This is a genomic window from Syntrophales bacterium (assembly GCA_035363115.1).
Taxonomy (GTDB): Bacteria; Desulfobacterota; Syntrophia; order Syntrophales; family PHBD01; genus PHBD01.
Genome location: DAOSEM010000007.1, coordinates 94,401 through 115,144, shown reverse-complemented (window position 1 = coordinate 115,144; position 20,744 = coordinate 94,401). Strand labels below are relative to the sequence as shown.

Annotated in this window: 23 protein-coding genes and 1 riboswitch; of the genes, 10 read left to right on the top strand and 13 right to left on the bottom strand. The window is 57.4% G+C overall.

What is annotated here, in order from left to right; genetic code table 11:
- Window positions 1–42: 42 nt before the first annotated feature.
- From PLO63_13495 to PLO63_13485, 3 genes are read left to right on the top strand one after another with little or no spacing between them, the layout of a single operon-like run.
- Window positions 43–336 carry a 4Fe-4S binding protein gene (locus tag PLO63_13495; GenBank protein HOI75153.1) on the top strand — a complete coding sequence of 98 codons (294 nt, stop codon included), beginning with the start codon at window positions 43–45 and terminating at the stop codon, window positions 334–336.
- Window positions 329–1,537: a transketolase C-terminal domain-containing protein gene (locus PLO63_13490; GenBank protein HOI75152.1), complete on the top strand. Its 1,209-nt coding sequence runs from the start codon at window positions 329–331 to the stop codon at window positions 1,535–1,537. The genes PLO63_13495 and PLO63_13490 overlap by 8 nt, the downstream gene beginning before the upstream one ends.
- A 4-nt stretch (window positions 1,538–1,541) precedes the next feature.
- Window positions 1,542–2,441, top strand: a complete 900-nt coding sequence (locus PLO63_13485; GenBank protein ID HOI75151.1) for a thiamine pyrophosphate-dependent enzyme — start codon at window positions 1,542–1,544, stop codon at window positions 2,439–2,441.
- A 57-nt stretch (window positions 2,442–2,498) separates the two neighbouring features.
- Here PLO63_13485 and PLO63_13480 read toward each other — a convergent pair whose 3' ends face one another.
- On the bottom strand, window positions 2,499–3,797 hold the full coding sequence (locus PLO63_13480; protein HOI75150.1) for a 3-deoxy-D-manno-octulosonic acid transferase: 1,299 nt from the start codon (window positions 3,795–3,797) through the stop codon (window positions 2,499–2,501).
- 214 nt (window positions 3,798–4,011) lie between these two features.
- Between PLO63_13480 and rpe the strand changes: the two genes are divergently transcribed.
- On the top strand, window positions 4,012–4,665 hold the full coding sequence (gene rpe, locus PLO63_13475; GenBank protein ID HOI75149.1) for a ribulose-phosphate 3-epimerase: 654 nt from the start codon (window positions 4,012–4,014) through the stop codon (window positions 4,663–4,665).
- Between the two features lie 54 nt (window positions 4,666–4,719).
- Here the strand turns inward: rpe and PLO63_13470 are convergent, their stop codons facing one another.
- From PLO63_13470 to PLO63_13455, 4 genes are all read right to left on the bottom strand, one after another.
- A complete protein-coding gene (locus PLO63_13470; protein HOI75148.1) occupies window positions 4,720–5,784 on the bottom strand; it encodes a nitronate monooxygenase in 1,065 nt (354 codons plus the stop codon).
- A 64-nt stretch (window positions 5,785–5,848) separates the two neighbouring features.
- The gene (locus PLO63_13465) at window positions 5,849–6,991 is read right to left on the bottom strand and encodes an acyl-CoA dehydrogenase family protein (GenBank protein ID HOI75147.1); all 1,143 of its coding nucleotides are present in this window, start codon (window positions 6,989–6,991) and stop codon (window positions 5,849–5,851) included.
- Between the two features lie 65 nt (window positions 6,992–7,056).
- Window positions 7,057–8,700: a fatty acid--CoA ligase gene (locus PLO63_13460; GenBank protein HOI75146.1), complete on the bottom strand. Its 1,644-nt coding sequence runs from the start codon at window positions 8,698–8,700 to the stop codon at window positions 7,057–7,059.
- A gap of 77 nt (window positions 8,701–8,777) precedes the next feature.
- A complete protein-coding gene (locus tag PLO63_13455; protein HOI75145.1) occupies window positions 8,778–9,629 on the bottom strand; it encodes a 3-hydroxyacyl-CoA dehydrogenase NAD-binding domain-containing protein in 852 nt (283 codons plus the stop codon).
- A 297-nt stretch (window positions 9,630–9,926) separates the two neighbouring features.
- Between PLO63_13455 and PLO63_13450 the strand changes: the two genes are divergently transcribed.
- Window positions 9,927–10,445, top strand: coding sequence for an NYN domain-containing protein (locus PLO63_13450; protein ID HOI75144.1), 519 nt, complete (start codon window positions 9,927–9,929; stop codon window positions 10,443–10,445).
- A gap of 53 nt (window positions 10,446–10,498) precedes the next feature.
- Here the strand turns inward: PLO63_13450 and holA are convergent, their stop codons facing one another.
- The 8 genes from holA to PLO63_13410 all read right to left on the bottom strand — a co-directional run bounded on the left by holA (window position 10,499) and on the right by PLO63_13410 (window position 17,210).
- Window positions 10,499–11,863 (bottom strand): DNA polymerase III subunit delta, encoded by a 1,365-nt coding sequence (holA, locus tag PLO63_13445; protein ID HOI75143.1) that lies wholly within the window; start codon window positions 11,861–11,863, stop codon window positions 10,499–10,501.
- A gap of 78 nt (window positions 11,864–11,941) precedes the next feature.
- Complete coding sequence (locus PLO63_13440; GenBank protein HOI75142.1) at window positions 11,942–12,595, bottom strand: TIGR00730 family Rossman fold protein; 654 nt, start codon at window positions 12,593–12,595, stop codon at window positions 11,942–11,944.
- A gap of 89 nt (window positions 12,596–12,684) precedes the next feature.
- Window positions 12,685–12,882 (bottom strand): 30S ribosomal protein S21, encoded by a 198-nt coding sequence (gene rpsU, locus PLO63_13435; protein HOI75141.1) that lies wholly within the window; start codon window positions 12,880–12,882, stop codon window positions 12,685–12,687.
- Window positions 12,883–13,082: 200 nt separating this feature from the next.
- Window positions 13,083–14,153 carry a histidinol-phosphate transaminase gene (hisC, locus tag PLO63_13430; GenBank protein HOI75140.1) on the bottom strand — a complete coding sequence of 357 codons (1,071 nt, stop codon included), beginning with the start codon at window positions 14,151–14,153 and terminating at the stop codon, window positions 13,083–13,085.
- Window positions 14,154–14,157: 4 nt separating this feature from the next.
- A complete protein-coding gene (locus tag PLO63_13425) occupies window positions 14,158–14,928 on the bottom strand; it encodes a lipoate--protein ligase family protein (protein ID HOI75139.1) in 771 nt (256 codons plus the stop codon).
- Between the two features lie 58 nt (window positions 14,929–14,986).
- Window positions 14,987–15,385 (bottom strand): glycine cleavage system protein GcvH, encoded by a 399-nt coding sequence (gene gcvH / locus PLO63_13420; protein HOI75138.1) that lies wholly within the window; start codon window positions 15,383–15,385, stop codon window positions 14,987–14,989.
- A gap of 75 nt (window positions 15,386–15,460) precedes the next feature.
- On the bottom strand, window positions 15,461–16,546 hold the full coding sequence (locus PLO63_13415; GenBank protein ID HOI75137.1) for a Xaa-Pro peptidase family protein: 1,086 nt from the start codon (window positions 16,544–16,546) through the stop codon (window positions 15,461–15,463).
- On the bottom strand, window positions 16,536–17,210 hold the full coding sequence (locus PLO63_13410; protein HOI75136.1) for a tetratricopeptide repeat protein: 675 nt from the start codon (window positions 17,208–17,210) through the stop codon (window positions 16,536–16,538). Before PLO63_13410 ends, PLO63_13415 begins: the two co-directional genes overlap by 11 nt.
- Window positions 17,211–17,528: 318 nt before the next feature.
- A riboswitch (cyclic di-GMP riboswitch) is annotated at window positions 17,529–17,615 on the top strand.
- 204 nt (window positions 17,616–17,819) lie between these two features.
- On the opposite strand from PLO63_13410, the gene PLO63_13405 reads away from it, so the two are divergent.
- From PLO63_13405 to PLO63_13385, 5 genes are read left to right on the top strand one after another with little or no spacing between them, the layout of a single operon-like run.
- The gene (locus PLO63_13405) at window positions 17,820–18,623 is read left to right on the top strand and encodes a DsbC family protein (GenBank protein HOI75135.1); all 804 of its coding nucleotides are present in this window, start codon (window positions 17,820–17,822) and stop codon (window positions 18,621–18,623) included.
- Window positions 18,620–19,129: a GspH/FimT family pseudopilin gene (locus tag PLO63_13400; GenBank protein ID HOI75134.1), complete on the top strand. Its 510-nt coding sequence runs from the start codon at window positions 18,620–18,622 to the stop codon at window positions 19,127–19,129. Before PLO63_13405 ends, PLO63_13400 begins: the two co-directional genes overlap by 4 nt.
- On the top strand, window positions 19,107–19,547 hold the full coding sequence (locus PLO63_13395) for a hypothetical protein (GenBank protein ID HOI75133.1): 441 nt from the start codon (window positions 19,107–19,109) through the stop codon (window positions 19,545–19,547). The genes PLO63_13400 and PLO63_13395 overlap by 23 nt, the downstream gene beginning before the upstream one ends.
- Window positions 19,544–20,269, top strand: a complete 726-nt coding sequence (locus tag PLO63_13390; GenBank protein ID HOI75132.1) for a prepilin-type N-terminal cleavage/methylation domain-containing protein — start codon at window positions 19,544–19,546, stop codon at window positions 20,267–20,269. The genes PLO63_13395 and PLO63_13390 overlap by 4 nt, the downstream gene beginning before the upstream one ends.
- A gap of 43 nt (window positions 20,270–20,312) precedes the next feature.
- Entirely contained in the window at window positions 20,313–20,744 is a 432-nt protein-coding gene (locus tag PLO63_13385) for a hypothetical protein (GenBank protein HOI75131.1), read from the top strand.

Genomic DNA, 20,744 nt, shown 5'->3' with positions numbered 1-20,744 from the left:
CCCGGTAATCGACAGAGACTCTCCTAAAAAAACGAGGCGGTTATGGAAAAACGAGACGAGAACATTTCGGCCATGTGCAAGCCCTCCATCGGGGAGGCGGGACGGACCGGAGACTGGCGCACCGTCCGTCCGGTCATCGATCCGGCAAGATGCATCCCCGCCGTGAAGAAGAAGTCCGCCTGTTTCCTCTGCTGGCTTTACTGTCCCGAGGGTGTCGTCAAAGCCACCATCCCGGTCGAGATCGACATGGACTACTGCAAGGGATGCGGCATCTGTGCCGAGGAGTGCCCGGCCAAGGCCATCCAGATGGTAAGGGAGGACCAGCCCGATGAGTAAGGTGCGGATCATGACGGGCAATTCGGCGGCGGCCGCCGCCGTGATGCTCTGCGACGTACAGGTGGTGGCGGCCTACCCGATCACCCCCCAGTCTCAGCTGGCGGAAATGATGTCCCAGTATATCGAAAGCGGAGAATTGAAGGCTGAATATGTCCGGGTCGAAGGAGAGCACACCGCCCTGACCGTCTGCATCTCCGCCTCCACCGTCGGTGCCCGGGTCTTTACCGCAACGAGCGCCAACGGCCTTCTTTACATGCACGAGCAGCTTCACTGGGCCGCGGGTGCCCGCCTTCCCATCGTCATGTGCTGCGTCAACCGCGGTGTCGGCGCTCCCTGGACGATCTTCAACGACCAGCAGGATTCCCTGGCCCAGCGGGACACGGGCTGGATCCAACTCTACTGCCGCAACAACCAGGAGATCCACGACACGATCCTGCAGGCCTACCGGATCGCCGAATCCGTCTACGTCCCGGTGATGGTCTGCTACGACGGCTTCGTCCTCTCCCACACCATGATGCCCGTGGAGATGGCTGAGCAGGAAGCGGTGCGAGAGTACCTGCCCCCCTACAGACCCCACACGATCCTCACCCCCGAGGACCCCCGCTGCCTGAACCCGGTTCTCTTCCCGAACCGGCGGGCGGACAGCGAAGGGGTGCTCCGGGACGGATACATGGAGATGCGCTACAAGCTGGAAGCCGCCCTGGAGGACGCCCTGGAGGCCATCACCGACGCAAGCGATGCGTTCGCGAAACGCTTTGGAAGGAACCATGGGGGCCTGGTCTGGGATTACCGGACGGAAGACGCGGAACTGCTCCTCGTCGCCATGGGCTCCCTCGCCAGCGAGGCCACCCTTGCCGCCGATGCTCTCCGCGAACGGGGAATCCGCGCCGGCGTGACCGGAGTGCGGGCCTTCCGGCCCTTTCCGAAGGAAGCGGTTCGAAAGTCCCTGTCCAGGGCAAAGGCCGTGATCGTCTTCGAAAAGAGCATCAGCTATGGAAACGAGGGAGCGCTCTGTACCGAAATCAAGGGAGCGCTGTTCGGAACGGAGAGCCGGCCTGCCATATATAACTATATAGCCGGCCTGGGGGGACGGGACGTGAAGTCCCGCGAACTGGAGGCTGCGGCCGCGGAGTGCTGGACCGATCTGGAAGCGGGCCGGCGGGAAAAGAAAACGACGTGGCTCAACTGCATCACGGGGTGAGACAATGCCGGAAAATCTCTTCAAGATCAACAGCAAGGAATACATCCTCCCGGGAAGCCGGGCCTGCCAGGGCTGCGGGTTGTCCCTCTTCTACCGGTATGCCCTGAAGGCGCTCCGGGAAAACACGATCGTCACCCTTCCGGCCTGCTGCCTTTGCGTCCTCCAGGGTCTCTACCCGAGCACACCGGTCATGATGCCTGCCCTCAACAACTCCTTCGCCAGCACGGCGGCATCGGCATCCGGCCTGGTGGCGGGGCTCAGGGCTCTCAACAGAGCGGACACCACCGTTGTAGCCATCGCCGGGGACGGGGCAACCTTCGATATGGGGATCCAGGCCCTGAGCGGAGCCGCCGAGCGGGGAACGGATTTTATCTACGTCTGCTATGACAACGAAGGGTACATGAACACGGGAACCCAGCGCTCCAGCGCCACCCCCATGGGCGCCCTGACGACAACGACGCCGATTCTCACGAAACAGCAGCCGAAAAAGGATTTCCTGAAGATCATGGAGGCTCACAACATCGCCTATCTCGCGACGGCCTCCCCATCTTATCCCCTCGATCTGTATGACAAGTTTGTGAAGGCCAAGAAGATCAGGGGCACCCGGTACATGCACATTCATGTTCCCTGCCCGCCGGGCTGGGCCTATCCGCCCAAGGACACGGTAAAAATGGGCCGGCTGGCTGTGGAGACGGGTCTGTTCCCCCTGTTCGAGATGGAAAACGGGAAATTCCGGTTCACAGGCCGCAGCAAAACCCAGGCAGAGCGCGGCAATCGCCTGCCCGTTATCAACTATCTGGAAAAACAGGGGCGCTTCCGGAAGATGGATGCCGAGCAGCAGCGCCAGATGCAGGCCATGGTGGATGCCAAGTGGGAAGAGTACAGGAGGAAGCTGGAGGACTAGAACGCGGAAAGCAGCCCGGCAACCCAAAGAAAAAGACTCTGCCCGGATGGCGGACTGTCACTTTTTTTCCAGTTGAATCCGAACCATGGCGGCATACCGCCGCGCCGCTCCCATGTTGGCGATGACCGTATCCCGCCCGCGGCCGCCCCGGCGCGTCCTATCTTCCGGATCATCGAGAAGCCGGACGATTCCCTCATACAGGTCGTTTCCGTTTTTCACCGTCAGACCGGCCCCCGCTTCCTCCATGAGCGCTTTTTCCTCCACGAAATCATCCATGGAGGGTCCGTAGAAGACAACCTTGCCCCAGGCGGCAGGCTCCAGGATGTTCTGGCCCCCCTTCGGGACAAGGCTGCCGCCGCAGTACACGACGGTGGCCACGCTGTAGAGCTTGAACAGTTCCCCGATGACATCCACCAGTACGACCCGCTCGGCCTGCCGTTGACGGCCCGCCTGGATCTCCGAGAGGGTGATCACATCGTCGAAGCCCGCTGAACGAACCAGCGAAAGCACCGCCTGGGCACGCTCGACATGCCGGGGAACCAGGATCAGCCTGAAACCGGGATGATTTTCCAGGAGGCGGCGATAGGTCTCCAGCACCACCGCCTCCTCTCCCTCATGGGTGCTCCCCGCCACCAGCACCTCTTCCGATCCGTTGAAATTCAGCTTCCGGACCGTCTCTTCATAAAGCATCGGTGAGGCATTGGCGGCCAGGCCGTCGTACTTCGCATTGCCCAGGACATGCACGCGGTCTTCCGGAAGCCCCAGTTCCACAAGCCGGCGGGAATCCGTGATGGAGATCACCCCCACATCCGCAATGGTGTTCAGGAGAGGCTTCCAGAAGAAGCGCGTCAGGCGGTAGCCGCGAAACGATCGGGGCGAAATGCGGCCGTTCACCATGAGGGCACGGACCCCTTTGTCCCGGCAGATCCTCAGGAAATTCGGCCACAGCTCTGTCTCCACCATGATGAAGACATCCGGACGGACCCCGTTGAGCATCTTCCGGATGACCCACGGGATATCCAGAGGATAGTAAAGAAACGCCGAGACATCCTTGACCATGCGCCGGGCCATGTCCTGGCCCGTTTCCGTGCTCGTCGAGACAACCAGGCAGGCACCGGGATAATGCTCCCGCAGGGAGGCCACGATCGGAGCTGCGGCCGTCACCTCCCCGACGGAAACGGCATGAATCCATATCCGCGGGCTTCCCTGCAGCTCCCGGAAGAAACCGGGATCGACATGACCGAATTTCCGTGTCAGGCTTTTCCGGTACTTCCCGGTAGTCCACATTTTCACGGCATAGTAGGGAATCGCGAAAAGGCCGACGACAAACATCAGCAGGTTGTACAAAAAAAACATGAACGTCCCGTCACGTAATGGTTTGCCCCTGCAGAGCCGGGGATGCGGCGAGGATCTTGGTTCTTTTCCCGGTGGCTGTCAAGGCCTATCAGCCCTCGCGCCCGGGCCCGGCGGTGCCTCCGCTTAATGCAGCCGGGTTGAAGAAAGAAAGGCTTGAATTGACAGGGGTATGCCAATTGTGTATGGAACCGGCAGACACAAGGGAGGACATTTTGTGAAACGCATCGCCCCATCCATCCTTTCCGCCGACTTCAGCCGTCTCGGGGACGAAATCGCAGCCGTTGAGCAGGCCGGGGCGGACTGGATCCACATCGACGTCATGGACGGCCGCTTTGTCCCGAACATCACCATCGGACCAGCCGTCGTCGGACATCTGAGAAAGTGCACAAAGCTCCCCTTCGACGTCCACCTGATGATCGAGGAACCGGAACGGTATGTCGATGCATTTGCAGAAGCCGGGAGCGACTATCTGACGGTCCACACCGAGGCATCGCGACACCTGCACCGGACCCTGTATCAGATCCGTGAGGCGGGGATGAAACCCGGGGTCTCCGTGAACCCGTCGACACCTCTGTCCATGATGGAAGAGATCCTTCCGGACGTGGACCTGCTCCTGCTCATGACAGTGAATCCCGGATTCGGCGGGCAGAAGTTCATCAGGAGCATGCTCCCCAAGATTCAAAAGGCGAAGGAGCTGATCGACCGGATCGCTCCCCGGGTCATTCTGGAGGTGGATGGAGGAATCACGCCGGAGAACATCGGAGAGGTTTCCGCGGCCGGAGCCGGGGTGTTCGTAGCGGGTGCGGCCGTGTTTGGCTTTCCGGACTATGGTGAAAGGATCCGTCTTCTGAAGGAAACCACCGTATAAGGAACTTCTTCAACAGGGCCCCCCTCCCCGACGGGAGGGGGTTTTTGTCTCGCCTCAGGCCATCTGTCGGCCCATCTTTTCCTGCACGGCCTTCGCTTCCGCCACCATTCGCTCGAAGAGCTCCGCCACCGTCGGCTCGTCGTGAATCAATCCTGTGTTCTGGCCGATGGGTAGAATGCCCTTCTCCACGTCGCCGTCTTCCGTCGCCGCCTTGAAGAACCGGAAGGCGTTGGCCATATAGGCAAGCTGTTTGGCGTTGCTGAATCCGGAAGCAAGGACTCCGAGGAACAGCTTGAAGAAAGGAACCTTGATCTGCCGGGCGATGTCCTGGGAACTGAAGAAAGCCGAGATCCAGTCCAGGCCCTTCTTTTCCTGCTGGCGTGCCGCATCCGTGTCCAGAACACGGCAGTAGATGCCGTCGATCCGCTTGGAGAAGATCGTGTCGTAGACGTCCTTCTCAAGGGACAGCTTCTTGAAATTCGAATGAAGAGGGCTCTCCTTCGTATTCATCAGGCGTGTGCCCATGGCGATTCCCTCGGCCCCCAGGGCCAGGGCCGCTGCAAGCCCCCTGCCGTCGGCAAAGCCGCCGGCGGCAATGACGGGAATCGTAAGGACGTCCGCCAGGCTCGGAACCAGGACCAGGGAGGTAACTTCTTCGCCGTGGGCGGCGGCCTCGTTCCCGGTGGCAATGACACCGTCGGACCCGTAATCCTGAGCCCGCAGGGCATGGCGAGCATTGACCACCGTGGCGACCACCTTTCCGCCGTATTCATGGGCGCGCTTGACGATCCAGTCTCCCTTTCCAAGGGCAAAATTGATGACCGGGACCTTCTCATCCAGAAGAATCTTGGCGTTTTCCATGGCTCCCGGGAAGAGAAGGGAGGCGTTCGCACCAAAGGGTTTATCCGTCATCGTCCGGATCTCCCGGATGGCCTTGCGGGTTTCTTCCGCCCCCAACGCTCCCGTGGCCAGAATTCCAAGCCCTCCGGCGTTGGAAACGGCCGCCACCATTTTCGGTGTGCTGATCCAGCTCATGCCGGACAGCAAAATGGGATACTGAATTCCAAAAAGCTCCGTTATCTTCGTCTTCACAGCCTGACTCCTCGTAAAGAAATCGATACCCCTCTCCCCGTCGGGGAGAGGGGCTATGCTTAAATTGAAACCACTGTTTCTACGGTTATCCCTATCTCGTCTGGAGATACCGACCGATGGTCATGATCTCCGCTTCCTTCGTCCCCTCGTAAAGCTCCAGGATCTTTGCATCCCGGTACCACTTCTGCACCGAGTACTCGTCGATGTACCCATATCCTCCGTGAAGTTCGACGCCTGCATTCGCGCAGAACACCGCCGTCTGACCGCTGTAGAACTTCGCCATCGCCGCCAGCGTGTAGTCCGGCTTGCCAATGTCGATCAGCCACGCCGACTTGTACACCAATCCGCGGAGCGCCTCAATCTGAATCACCATCTCCGTCAGCTTCTTCTGGCTCAGCTGATAGTTCCCGATCGGTTGCCCGAACGCCGTGCGCTCCTTGCAGTACTTCACCGACGTCTCCAGGCACGCCTGGGACAGCCCGAGACCCTGGGCCGAGACCATGACCCGCGTCGTGTCGAAGAAGTGCATCAGCTGGATGAACCCCTTCCCTTCCTTCCCGATCAGGTTCGCCTGCGGAACACGGACGTCCTCCAGCGCGATCTCCGCCGTGTCGCTCGCCCGGATCCCCAGCTTCCCCTTGATCTTGTTCCGCGTGATCCCCGGGGTATCCATCGGGACGATGATCAGGCTGAAGCTGTTGTGTTTCTTTTCATCGGGGTTCGTGATGCACGCCGTCACCATGAAGTCCGCAACCGTTCCGTTCGTGATGAACATCTTGTTCCCGTTGATCACGTAGTCCGACCCGTCCTTCACAGCCCGCGTCTTGTATCCCGACGCGTCCGTCCCCGCGTTCGGCTCCGTGTACCCGCCCGAGCTCACCCAGTCGCCCGCACATACCGGCGGTATATATTTCTTCTTCAGTTCCTCGCTGCCGTACTGGAAGATCGACTCGCAGCCGAAGCACGCCGCCACCACGTTGAGCCCGATGCCCATGTCCACCTTAGACAGCTCTTCCGTGATCACCGCATTCCCCAGCATCCCCGCGTTCGCCCCGCCGTACTCCTCCGGAACCCAGGCCCCAACCAGGCCGTTCTCCGCCGCCTTCTTCCGGATCTCCGGGGTGTACTTCTCGTGCTCGTCACACTCTTTCGAAATCGGCGTGAACTCCGCCACCGCGAACTTGTACGCCATCTCCTTCAACATCTTCAGTTCTTCCGACAGCTCATAATCCATTTTAAAACCTCCTGAGGTCTATGATTGTCCGTCCCTCCCGCCGGGAGGGGCAAGTCTCTGAAACATTATGCCCCGTACGTCTTCCGCAGCGCAATCTTGTTGATCTTACCCACGCTCGTTTTCGGAATTTCACTCACAATTTCAATCCGGTCAGGGATCCCGTATTTCGGAATCCGGCCGCCTTCGCTCATCTCCGTCAGGAATTTCTTCAGGTCGTCCGAAGAAACCCTTCCCTGGAAGTCCGCCTTGAGCACGGCCACCATGAACGGCCGCTCACCCCACTTCGAGTCGGAGATGCCAATTGCCGCCGCCTCCAGCACCGCCTCATGCTGGCTGAGCAGGTTTTCCAGCTCCAGGGAGGAGATCCACTCACCGCCCGTTTTGATGACATCCTTGATCCGGTCGGTGATCTGGAGGTACCCTTCCTCATCGATGTTCGCCACATCCCCCGTATGGAGCCATCCATCACGCCAGAGCTCCCTGGTTCGCTCGGGATCCTTGTGATAGCCTTCCGTGAGCCAGGGCGCCCGGACAACAACCTCGCCGGCGGATTTCCCGTCGTGAGGCAATTCATTTCCCCGGGCATCGCGGACGCGCACGTAAACCAGCGGCGCCGGAATGCCTGTCTTGGTATAGTAGTCCACGAGTTTTTCCTTCGGCAAGTCCAGCATCCAGGGCTTGACATTGCAAAGGGTCAGGAGCGGACAGGTCTCCGACATCCCGTAGGCGGCGTAGATCTGGATCCCCAGTTCCATGGCCGCCAGGGCAAGCCCCTTGGACAGGGCCGCCCCACCGATGACGACTTTCCAGTGGCTCAGGTCGAGCTGCTTGACGAAGGGGTTGGAAACGAGCATCTGGATGATTGTGGGCACGCAGTGGGAGAAGGTGACCTTCTCCATGAGGATCAGCTTGAGGAGCATCTCCGGCTCGTAGCGCCCAGGATAGACCTGCTTGACACCGATCATGGTCGCCGCATAGGGCACGCCCCATGCATGGACGTGGAACATGGGAGTCATGGGCATGTACACGTCAGTAGACCGCATGCGTCCGATCCCTTCATAGGAGCCCGTGACGATCATCAGGGCCTGGGCGTGAAGGACGAGCTGCCGGTGGGAGAAATAGACGCCCTTGGGAAGCCCCGTCGTCCCGGTGGTATAGAAGGTCGTGGCCCGGGTGTTTTCATCAAAGTCCGGGAAGTCATAGGGTGGGGCGGCCCCGGCCAGAAGCTCTTCGTACTCGGTGGTGAACGGGATCTTCGAGACCGGCCGGCTGCCGTCCTCGGTGATCAGGATCACCGTCTTGACCGTCTGGATCTGATCCCACACGGCCTCCAGAAGCGGCAGGAAGTCCGTATGGATAATGACGACCTTGTCCTCCGCGTGGTTCATCGTGTAGAGGATCTGGTCCGGTGAGAGGCGCCAGTTCTGGGTGTGCAGGACCGCCCCCATCATGGGCACGGCAAAGAAACACTCCAGGTAGCGGTTGCTGTCGTAATCGAAAACGCAGACCACATCCCCCTTTTTCACACCAAGCGTTTCCAAGCCTCCCGCAAGTCTGTGAATCCGTTCATTCAACTGGCGATATGTCAGGCGGAGCTTGTCCCGGTAGACGATCTCCTGGTTCGGTGCAAACACCAGGGGCATTTCGAGGATATGCTTGATGAGGAGTTGATAATGATAAGGCTGTCCCGGCTCATAGGTTGCCGACATGGGAATTCCCTCCTCTGGCGGAAAGCCGGGAACGGCCCCCCCGAGCCGTCCCCGGGATGTGAATGCGGACGTTATTCTTACTTGTAATTAAAAACGCCCTTTCCCACCTTTCGGCCATATCGGCCTGCTCGGACGAGCTGCACCAGAAGCGGCGCCGGACGGTATTTGTCTCCCAGTTCGCGATGGAGTCCTTCAATGACGCGCAGAAGCGTCTCGTTGCCCACCAGGTCCGAAAGGGCCAGGGGACCGATGGGATGGTTACAGCCCAGGACCATTCCCTTGTCGACGTCCTCCGCGCTGGCGAGCCCTTCGCCGAGTACAAAGAATGCCTCGTTCAGCATCGTGCAGAGGATCCGATTGACCACGAAAGCGGGAGCCTCTTTCACAACCACCAGTTCCTTTCCGATTTTCTTTCCCCAGGCCTCGGCTGCCGCAAGGGTCTCCGCGCTTGTTTCATACCCCTTGATAATCTCAAGGAGCTTCATGACCGGAACGGGGTTGAAGAAGTGCGTACCAATGAACTTGTCGGGCCGCTTGGTCACTGCCGCCATCTCCGTGATGCTCAGGCCCGATGTATTGGTGAAGAAAAGGCAGTGGGCCGGAACGATTTCTTCCAGCTCCGCATAGACTTTCTTCTTCACGTCCATGACCTCGATGACCACCTCGACAACGATGTCGGCATTGGCGGCGGCTTCCTTCATGTCCAGGGTCGGTTTGATCCGGCCCAGAACCGCATTCATGTCATCCTGGGTCCGTTTGCCCTTCTCCACTTCCTTGGTCAGGTTCTTCCGAATCGTGTTCATACCCCCGTCAATGAAGCGCTGCTCGATGTCCCTGAGGGTGACCGAATACCCCGCCTGAGCACATACCTGCGCAATTCCATTGCCCATGAGACCTGCACCCAGCACACAAATGTTCTTGATCTCCATCTCCAACCTCCTTCCCGTGATTATGCGCGGACCGTACCCGCCTCCTGCGGATCGATCGTTGCTGATGATGTGGATTCAGGATGGGCCGTGACAGCCGGGAAGCTTTCAGCTGTCGGTCCCTTGCAGACCGACGTGACAATGGCCTGCCGGAACGGGTGGAACGGGTGGACTTTTTTCGGCCGTTGGACTACATGCTTTTCATCACATGCGACGGCGTTTATAGCACATTCACCAGCCGGTGACAACGTCATGATTGACATTTCAGTCAAGATGCATGCGATTTCATAGAGGGTTGTTATGCATGTTATCCTGGATGGTTACAATGTCATCCGCCAGTCCGACCTCTTGAGATCCTTTGAACGGAGGAGCCTCGAGGAGGCCCGTTCCTCACTGGTCCGTCTTGCGGCGGCATATCAGCGGAAGAAAGGTCACCGCGTCACCGTCGTTTTTGACGGATGGTCCGGCGGATTTCCGCTGGAAGAGCGCGACCGTTACGGAAATGTCGACATCATCTATTCCCGGAAAGGAGAAAAGGCCGACGAAGTCATCAAGCGAATGGTCCATCACAGCGGTGAGGAAATCATTGTCGTCACGTCCGACCGGGACGTGGCGGATTATGCGAATCGCCGTGGGGGAAGCGCCGTTTCCTCACAGGACTTTGAGCCCATTCTGACAAATGCCTCTCTGGAAGCAGGCATAACAGTCGGAGCGGTGGCTGCCGGCGAGGAAGAAGATCGTCCGGCCAAGGGAAAAGGCCCCTCCCGGCGTCCGTCGAAGAGGGAGAAGGCGTATAAGTCTCGATTCCGCAAGCTATAACAGGCAGGCGCCGTCTGCGTCATCCATGAACCTGACAGGGGAAAGGAGGTCTGTCAGCGGGAACAGACCCTGATCAGAAAACGTTCCAGCATGTGCCTGGGGTTGCGGGCAGTCGACTTCAAGGCCAGGTCCATCGCTGCCAGTTCAACGATCCAGGCATTTAGATCGCTGTCGGAGAATGAGCGGGCGTTCCGCAGTGCCAGATAGATAACGTACGGATGCTGGCTCCGGAAACCACCCTCCGGCGGGGCGGAACCGACACCCGCCCGCAGGGCGGGATACACGGCACGCTGAAAGTCATGGTACTCCATGTCGGCCCGATAAGCGGGCGGAAGCTGCCCGGACCGGAGAAAAAGGGCGGCACCCCGGAGATTGCGAACCTCCCGGGCGATCATGGAGAGGATGAAAACGGGCGCTTCGCCTCTCAGGAAGAGCTCATCGAGGGTCAACAGGCATTGGGAAAGATCCCTGGCTGCCAGGGCCGTTGTCAGGTCGAAGACCGTGTCCTCTTTTGTCTTGCCGACGGCTTCTTCCACGTCACGTGCTTCGATGATCGCCCGCTCTCCCGTATAGGCAATCAACTTTTCAACCATCTTCAGGGATTCGCGGAGTTGGAAACCGGTTTTCCGCCCGACGGCAAGCAAAGCGTCACCAGCCAGCCTCTTGCCTGTCCCCGCCAGAAGGTCCTCGACGGACCTGGCAAGGGATTGTTTTTGTCTCGTCTCCCCCTTCACCTGCGCAAACGTCAGAACCCTGCTCTTTTCACTGATGATCTTGAATAGCCTCATCCGGCGGTCCACCGCCGGTGCCGTCAGGATCAGACAGACATCGTCCGGCAGTCCGGCACGAAAAAAGTCCTCCAGACGGCCCGCACCGTCTGCGGACGAAGATGCCGTCACCCCGATCCGTTCACACATCTCCAGGAGTCGGGGGAGCCAGGAAGAGAGATCCCGGGCGGCGTCCACGCCGGCAAAGCGAATCCATTCTTCTGCGGACAGGCTTTTCCAGCCGCCGTCTTTCAGGTCGTTCGTCTGCAGACCGCTGATCGCAAGAAACTGGGAAAAGGCCTGCACGGCCAGAGCCGGACTGCGATCCATGAGTTCCCGGACTTTCTGAATCAACTGTGGAGTTGTGGCGGATGACTGAAACAGCCTTGTGTTCCGTACGATCACGACCTTGCGTCCGGGGATAAGCGCGGGGGTGTTCAGTTGCTCAAGTAGGCGCGACGGGGTTTCCTGCTCTCCGTCGAAAATGAAAAGACTCCATTCCCGGTCGGACTCGGGGACCAGTTCGTTGACGATCTTCTGGAGCGCATCCTGGATGAGAAATTCTTCATCGCCCAGAAGCAGATAGCAGGAAGCGACGGTCCCCTGCCGGATTTCCCGCAGGACGCCCGTCAACGAATCTCTGGTCTCCATGACTTTTTCCCCTGAAAAGGGAACTGAGGATATGCCGGATCTTCCCTCGGGAAGGGATGTGCGGAACGCAGGACAGGTTCAGAGGATGACGAATTTCTGGATATGCCGGACGGCATCCTCCGGGTCATCCGTGATTTTCAGGAGCCCCAGATCCTCTGGATCGATCTTTCCTTCCTTCACCATCACCTTCCTGAGCCAGTCCAGCAGCCCCTGCCAATAGGCCCGGCCCAGCAGGATAACGGGAAAGCTTCGGATTCTCTTTGTCTGAATCAGCGTGAGGGCCTCGAAAAGCTCATCCATGGTGCCGAAACCACCGGGGAAAATGACATAGGCCACGGCATATTTCACAAACATCACCTTCCTGACGAAGAAATACTTGAAGTCAAGGCTGACATTCGCGTATTGGTTCGGTTTTTGCTCATACGGAAGGTGGATATTCAACCCGACGGATTTGCCACCCGCAGCAGCGGCGCCTTTATTGGCCGCTTCCATGATCCCGGGACCACCGCCGGTGATCACGCCGAACCCTTCTTCCGCCAGTCGCCGGGCGAGGATCTCCGCCTTCTCGTAATAAGGATCGGAGGCAGTCAGTCGGGCCGAACCGAAGATGGTGACCGCGTGCTTCACCTTGGAGAGGGACTCGATCGCTTCGACGAATTCCGCCATGATGCGGAAGATGCGCCACGACTCATCGATGGACAGAGCATCTACAAGATACTGCTTTTCATCCATCCCGACCTCCCCTGGCGAAGGAATTCCACGCCAGTCACCTGACCGAAGGCAACAGGTTCATTCCGTCCCGGATACAACCACCCCCTGTTTCAGGAATGACGGCGGCGCTGCACCTTCGCAAAACGACGGCGGGCTTCGATGGCTTTTCTCTTTCGCCTTACGGAGGGTTTTTCATAGGCCCGACGCAACTTCAGCTCCTTGAACAAGCCGCTCTTGGAAAGCTTGTTCTTGAGAATCTTCAAGGCCTTTTCCACATCGTTGTCAAATACCTTTACTTCCAAGGCCATCCATCCTTTCTTGTCATGGTTGACTCATTCCTGTCTCCCCGAATCCAGTCGATCCGGCTCCGTCATACTTAGTGTTATCCTTACATTTCAACAAGATAGACACGATCGGGCATCGGGCACAAAAAAAGGGTAGTACGGCGCATCTGTCCTAATCGTGCCGTAAACCACCCTTTGACGCCGAGTATTCTAGATCACGCTCCTTATCGGCCCGAGACGAGAACGCTCCTGACAACTCTCAGGAACTCCCCGTTTTCTTTTCGCGTCCCGATCGTTACGCGAATGCCGCTGGCTACCCCCGGCCGGACGATTTTCTTGACAAGAATACCCTCCCGGAGGAGCGCATCATATACGTCATCATCTCGGAATTTGCAACAGAAAAATATGAAATTGGCATCTGTCGGATATACCTGCACACCTTTAATGGAACGCAGAGAGTGCAACAACCTTTCCCGCTCCCGGCGGATTCTAGCGACCTGAGCGAGAAACACCGTTTCATGTTCCAGATAGAAAGACGCCGCAATCTGGGAGAGTGCATTCAGGTTATATGGCAGACGGACTTTATTCAACTCCCGCACCAGTACTGGAGCAGCGATTAAAAAACCGACCCTCATGGCGGCCATGCCAATCTTGGACAGGGTTCTTAATATCACGAGCCGGTCGTACTTTTTCAGTTTTGGGAGAAACGTTCTGCCGGAAAAATGATAATATGCCTCATCCACAACGACCACTCCGGGGGAGGCCTGGATCAGGCGTTCCACACGTTCCGCATCAAAACAGGCACCGGTCGGATTGTTCGGATAACTCAGGAATGTGATGGCCGGCTTCTCGGTTTTCAGCAGCCACTCCATGCTATCAAGATCAAGGTCTCCCTGTTCATCCAGGGCAACATCGAGAACCCGGAGTCCGTTATTCATAGCCGAAATCCGATACATGGCAAATGTGGGCACGGGGATCAGGATCGTCGCCCCGGGTCGTGCCATGGCCGTGCAGAGAATGGCAATGGCCTCGTCGGATCCGTTGCCGATCATGATCATGTCTTCACCGACCCCGAAATGCTTCGCATAGGCCTTCCGGAGGTGAAGAGAACCAGGTTCCGGGTAGTGATGGAGGTCAACGGCCTTCATGGCTGCGAACAGCTTGCTTCGCAGCCGCGGGGGAAGCGAATAGGGGTTTTCATTCGCGTCCAGCTTGATTCTTGCGGGCGTATCCTCGATGGAATAAGCCTGCTGGCCAGCCACTTCATCACGAATCAGGGACAGCACCGTTTTCATGTATTCATTCTCCTGCCGGAATTCCTGAAGGAGCACCGTTCTCACGCCTATCGCGCCCGATTCGCTCCGCCAGGGTCAGCTCCCTATCCGTCAAGTTTGATCGGGTGAAGGAAATCCCCCACTCCAGGATAAATGCATCTTCCAGACACCGGCTCAGCACCAGGGGCGTTTCATCCCCTGCGGGACGATAATCGCGAATGCAGGTCACCGAATCCGAAAGCGATCGGACCTGTGCAGCGGAATACCCGCTGGCGCAGAGAAGCTCCACGGTCCTTTCCGCGTTGAAATCGATCAGCATCGATCCATGCTGGAGAAAAGCGTCCTTGGACCGTGCCTGGGCGCTGCCGCAGATCTTGCGGCCGTTTACAAGCAGCTCATACCGGGACGGCCTGGCAAAGCAGGAAGCGTCCAGTAACGCCCCCGGTGAAGGCCTGCCCGATTCCGCATAATCCACCGGAATCCCCCAGTCCCGGAGAGCCCTTCCCAGGCATCGGCTGATCGCAAGGTAGGTTTGCAGGATTCCGGGCTCAAAACGTCCGTCCTGGCGGGCGATCACGGCATAGGTCAGATCGCCTTCGTGCAGGACTGCCTTTCCGCCGGTGGGGCGCCGAACGACGTCAATTCCAAGACGTCTGCAGGCGTCAAGGTTGACCTCTGAGTGGAGGTCTTGAAAATACCCAAGGGAAATGGATGGTTGACGCCATCCGTAGAATCGGATGGTCGGCGGCGAACGGCGGTCCTGAACTTCACGGAAAATGGCCTCGTCGATTGCCATGTTTTCGAATGCCGAGTGAACCTGATAGTGAATGATTCTCCATGAAGACAAGGAAACCTCAGCTCGCCTCCCCTTCCTCGGCAATAAAGTCCTGGTATCCCCTGGCATCCAGAAGATCATCCAGTTCTTCGGGATCCTTCATGGCGACAACGATCATCCACCCCGTATCATGGGCGTCACTGTTAATGATTCCGATGTCATCAGACAAGTCTTCATTGACGTGAACGACGTCACCCGTCACGGGAGAAATCAACTCCACCACACCCTTTACCGCTTCAATGGTACCGAAGGGCTCATCCCGTTCCACCTCATCCTCCGGATCCGGCAATTCGATTGCATGCACTTCACCAAGCCTCTCTTGAGCGTAATCGGTGATCCCGACCGTTGCCAGATCGCCTTCGATGCGAACCCAGAGATGCTCCCGGCTATAAAACAAATCATCAGGAAATACTTTCATATGTAGGCCCCTATCGTAAGAATTCCCCATTGTTGTCCGGTCAAGGATTGCCTCGCCCGGCACAACGATGCATCATTACAAAACTTTCAATTCCTTGGGCATCCTGGAAAGGATCTCCATTCCATCACGTTGGACCAGCACCATTTCCTCAATCCGTATGCCCCATTTTCCCGGAAAATAAACGCCCGGCTCGACTGTTACCACCATCCCTTCTTCAAGCACCTCATCGGATCGTGATGACAATCGGGGCGCCTCGTGAACGTCCAGTCCGACACCATGCCCCGTTCCATGGGAAAAAAAAGGTCCCCACCCGGCCCGTTCAATCCTCTGGCGCGCCTTGCCGTCCACTTCCCTGCAGGAAACACCGGGACGGACTGCGTCAAGCGCCTCCAGAAGAGCCTCTCTCACAACCGTGTATGCCTCTTTCTTTTCCGGGTCCATTGGCCCCACAAAAACGGTCACAGTCTCGTCAGAGCAATAGCCCTCGAAGATCGATCCGCAATCGATGATCACGGCATCACCTTCCTGAATGCGGCGAGGTCCCGGCGCAGCGTGCGGAAGCGCCGAATTTTCACCGGAAGCCGCTATGATCGGGAAAGAAGGGCCATCCGAGCCGTTCTTTCGCAGAAGGTACTCAAGTTCGGCAGCAAGCTCCCGCTCGCTCACTCCCGGCACGATTCGGGGGAAAATCGCCATTACAGAATGGGAAGAAATGGCGGCGGCCTTCCGCATGAGATCGACTTCGCCATCCTCCTTGACAGCCCTGAGATGTTGAACTTCCTCTCCGAGGGGAGAAAGATTCCTGTCACCAAAGGAATTCTTCAAGGACAGGTAAAGATCCACGGACAGAGCGGAGGCATCGAAGCCAAAATTCCGTTGTCCACCATCCAGTAATGCCTCCAGGAGACCCGTTACCTTGTCCTCGAACAGCCTGATCTCCACGCCGTCCGCCTGACCGCCCGCCTGCGTTTTATATCGACCGTCGACCAGGAGAATCGTCCGATCAGGCAGCAGCAGGAGCACTCCATCGCTTCCGGAAAATCCAGAAAGATAGCGGATTGTACGCAGATTAAAAAAAATGATCCCGTCGAGATGGAACTCCGGGAGCATGGAGCGGACCCGAGCCTGCCGGTTGCGGTGGGAACTACCCTCACGTTCCATGGGATTTCAGCCTGTTAATATTATTGAGCCAGCGGGCAAGTTCCTCGGCCAGCCTCCTCCCCGAGCCTCCGCCTCCTCCTGCATCTTCTCTCGGAAGCGATGCCAGTCTCATTCTGGCCTCCTCGTGATCCGGATCCCGCATCAGGATATCTTCCAGAACCCTCCGGGACATGTCCGGATGCCCCTGGCGGGCATAGAGATCGGCCAGAGTGACCGTCCAGAACTGGCGGTCAATATCTTCGATGCGGACATGAGAACGGTCCGAATCGCTTTCCACCGCCAGGTTCAGATCACCAGCATCACCGATTCTGGATGCAATCTCTTCCGCTTCGGATGCATCCGGATCCAGGTGCAGGAACTTCCGGTAGAAGCGGGCTGCATCGTCCAGACGTCCCTTCCTGGCAAATGAGTCACCCGCCTCAAGATAGATTCTGGCTGTAAAACAAATCCAGCGATCAATTTCATGAATCCACTGCTCGGCGGCGTCCAGGTCATCCATGCCCAGGAGAGCTCGGCAGAGGACAATTCTCCCCTCGATGTCGGAGGGGAGGCGGGTCAGGTTCTCCTCCGCAAGCCGACGGGCACTGTCATAGCGACCCTGCTCGAGCAGCAGTTCCGCTTCTTCCAGAAACAGAGAGCTTCCTTGAACGTCTCCTGGTTCCATCGATCAATGTATTCGAAATGTTTAAGTTTTTAGCCACTAAATACGGCTCGGCGAACGCTAGCATAGCCCCCCCGGGGTGTCAAGGAGGAAATCTCCACAACTCAAGGAGATATGCGTGTCGGTAAAGAGAGAAAGACATGGTTTGGTGAAAATGCCGCCCAAATGGTGAAAACCCCCGGTTGTATTGCTTTGAAGCGGGTTATGATCTCCTTTTCAGAAAACCCCATACACATACTTACACCATATATTACAGCAGCTTCGGTACAGTGGAAGTGAATTTCGGTTTTGATGGTCTGACAATTGCAGGGCTTGTCACACTGCCTGAAGAGGCAAACTGCCCGAAAGGGCAGGACGCAAAACCAGCGGCCTACGTCTTGAAAAGGATATGGTGGCAGGGTTGCCGGGCGACAGCAGTCAACAACATCTTTCCAACCCCGGGGTATTCCCGACGGCTGTCCGGAAACCCTGCCAATCGCCCTTCAAGCCGCGGCCTGAAACAAACCGAAAAGGCCGATTCGTTTGTGGATACGCTTCTTGATTTTGCCGTTTGGATATGAGAATATTTATTTGATTTCAATCATATCCCCCCCCTAAAGGAGATCAAGGAGCATGCAAATGACATCGTTTGAGCGGATCATGAAGCGATTTGTCCCGTTGATTCTTCTGGTACTCGTTTTCAGTCTGCCCGCTCAGGTAAACGGCCAAGGCAAACCAGCGATAAAAGACCCCTGTTCGTCTATGACGGAAGCTGCTTTGCATGATATTTTTGACAAGATTGCACCGGGCGGCGTGTCCATCCTTTCAAATCGAAAAAGTCCGGTGGACGGCTTCTGCGAAATCGCACTCGGCAGCAAAATGAATCCGCAGATTGTTTATCTGGATTATACGAAAAATTTCATCCTCGCAGGATCGATGTTCGATGCCCACAGCATGACCAATCTCAGTCTGATATCGAAAAACGCGATTCAGGATCAGTTCCGGGTTGATGTTGCCAAGATCCCCCTGGACAATGCTTTATGGATGGGAAATGCAAAGGCAACAAAGAAAGTGATCGTATTTACGGATCCCGACTGCCCGTTCTGTTCCTCCCTTCACAAGACTCTGCATCAGATCGTAAACGAAAGGCAGGATGTGGCTTTTCTCATCAAGCTTCTGCCACTCCCCATGCACAAGGATGCCTACTGGAAATCCAAGAGCATCCTCTGCAACCGCTCTTTGAAAATGCTGGATGAAGTCTTTGAAAAAAAAGAAATACCCCGGACGGACTGCACGATGGATGAACTGGAAAAGAATCTCCAGTTTGCTCAATCTTTTGACTTTGGAACCCCCACATTGATTTTCCAGGACGGCTCGGTTATTCCCGGGGCCGTACCGAAAGATGAACTGATGAAAAAGCTGGATTCGAAGAAATGACACCGTTACATCGGCAAAGATCATCCGGTTGCCAGGCACAACCATTCGGGAGCACTGGCGGAGGTTTCAATCCCAGAGGGTTCAGTCTCGCCGAGCTCCTGATCGTCATTGCCATCATCGGCACACTGGCGGCTATTGCGGGGTATTCCTGGCAGCGTTATGTCACAAATTCCAATCTCCGGGCTGCTGCCCGCGAGATTGCCTCGGATTTCTCCGCGGCAAGGGAAAACGCCATCAAGGGAAGCCAGAACCATACGATCAACTTCGATGTGTCCGGCAATCAATACACGATCTCTCCGGGAGCAAAAGTCAAGACTCCAACATTCTTCGGCTCGGATATCCGCCTCACGGCCGCCAATTTCGGTATCGGGGGCACGACCATCACATTTCTGCCAAGAGGGACGGCCTCGGCCGGGAATGTGTCGCTTGTAAACAGTCGCGGGTCCACGGCGCAGATCGTAGTAAACATTACAGGAAAGAACTATGTCCAGTTTGCGACGCAATGAGCGGGGGATCGGCCTCCCGGAGGTCATCATCGCCATTTTCCTGACCACCATCGGAGTTCTGGCCATTCTGTCCCTGCAACCCTCAGCATGGAGAACCGTGGGGCGATCCGATTTCCTGGGTCGGGCGGCGGAGGTTCTCTACAAGGAGATGGACACCCGTGAAACCTGGATCATGAATCCCTGTAATGCCGTGGCAACGGGAACCACGACCACAGCGGTCAAAACCAGCGGCATGGCCGGAACAATCGCCGGGGACGCCACGTACACGGTAACCACGACGATCACCAGCATCGGGACCGGAGTCTGGCGGGTAACGGTCAGGGTAACCTGGCCGATCAACCAGACCGGAATCTCAGAAAGCCTGGTGGTCACACGGCAGGAAAAATTCCGATTCCCAGAGGGGTGTCCAAGCGTATGAGAGGCCAGAAAGGGTTTACCCTCATCGAATTGCTGATCACGTTGGTCATCGCCGTCATCCTCATGATGGCGATCTACGGGGCGATCAACACCGCACAGCGATCCACCCAGGGGATCGAGCGGAAGGTGACGGCCCAGCAGGACGCCCGCGCCGCCCTGGAGCTGATGGCAATGGAGATTCGCATGGCTTCGTACAACCCGAATGTTGTCACGAACCTCTGGGTTGACCCGGGCAACTGCTTCAGTGCGAGTGGAAACCAGACCTACCAGGGAATCCAGGCGGCAACGAACAATCTCATGACGATCCAGATGGACATCAACGAGAACTCCGTCATCACGAACAACAACAATACGGATCCCAACGAAACCATCGCCTACGTCTATGATGCGGCCAACCAGTATATCACCAGGGCAACCAACTGCAGCGGCTCTGCACAGCCGTTTCTAGGAGAAACCGCGGCCAGCGGCCGCCCTCGGACGGTCCGGGTCATCAATGACGTGAACGGAAACGGCGCGTACGACGCGGGCGTCGATATCCCTATTTTCCGCTATTTCAACGGGAGCGGAACCGAACTGACCAGTTTCCCGGCGGATATCCCGAACATCCGGAGGATCGACATCACGCTGGCAGTGGAGACGGCGGAAATCGATCCCATGACGAACCAGAGGAGACGCCTTGTCTACTCAACCAGTGTTACTCCGAGGAACCATGCTGCCAACTGATTCGAAGCATCGGCAATATTTTCCGTCAGAACGCGGGTTTGCAATGGTGGCGGCCATTATGGCCTGCCTGATCCTTTTGGCCATCGGCATGCTGGTCATCCACCTGTCCACGGGGGATTTGAGGACCAGCGCGATGACCGTCGGGGACAAGAAAGCCCTTGCCGCCGTGGAAACAGGGATCCACCGGCTCATGCAGACCTTCGACCCGGAAAACCTGTCGGCAACGACGTCCAGCACCCAGGTGGACTCGAGCAACGACCCGAATTCCTTCTATTCCATCGGAGCCGCGGTTTCACCCACTTCGGGCCCCTCCATCATCCCCATGGCAGGGTTTGCGATCGGTGGAGGGCAACAGTGGGGACAGGCCCGTTTTAATGTCGATATTACCGGAAGGAACACCACCTACAACTCTACCGTCACGGTCGGGATCGGCCTCGGCTATGGCCCGGTGGAGATCAGCCTGATGCACCGTTAG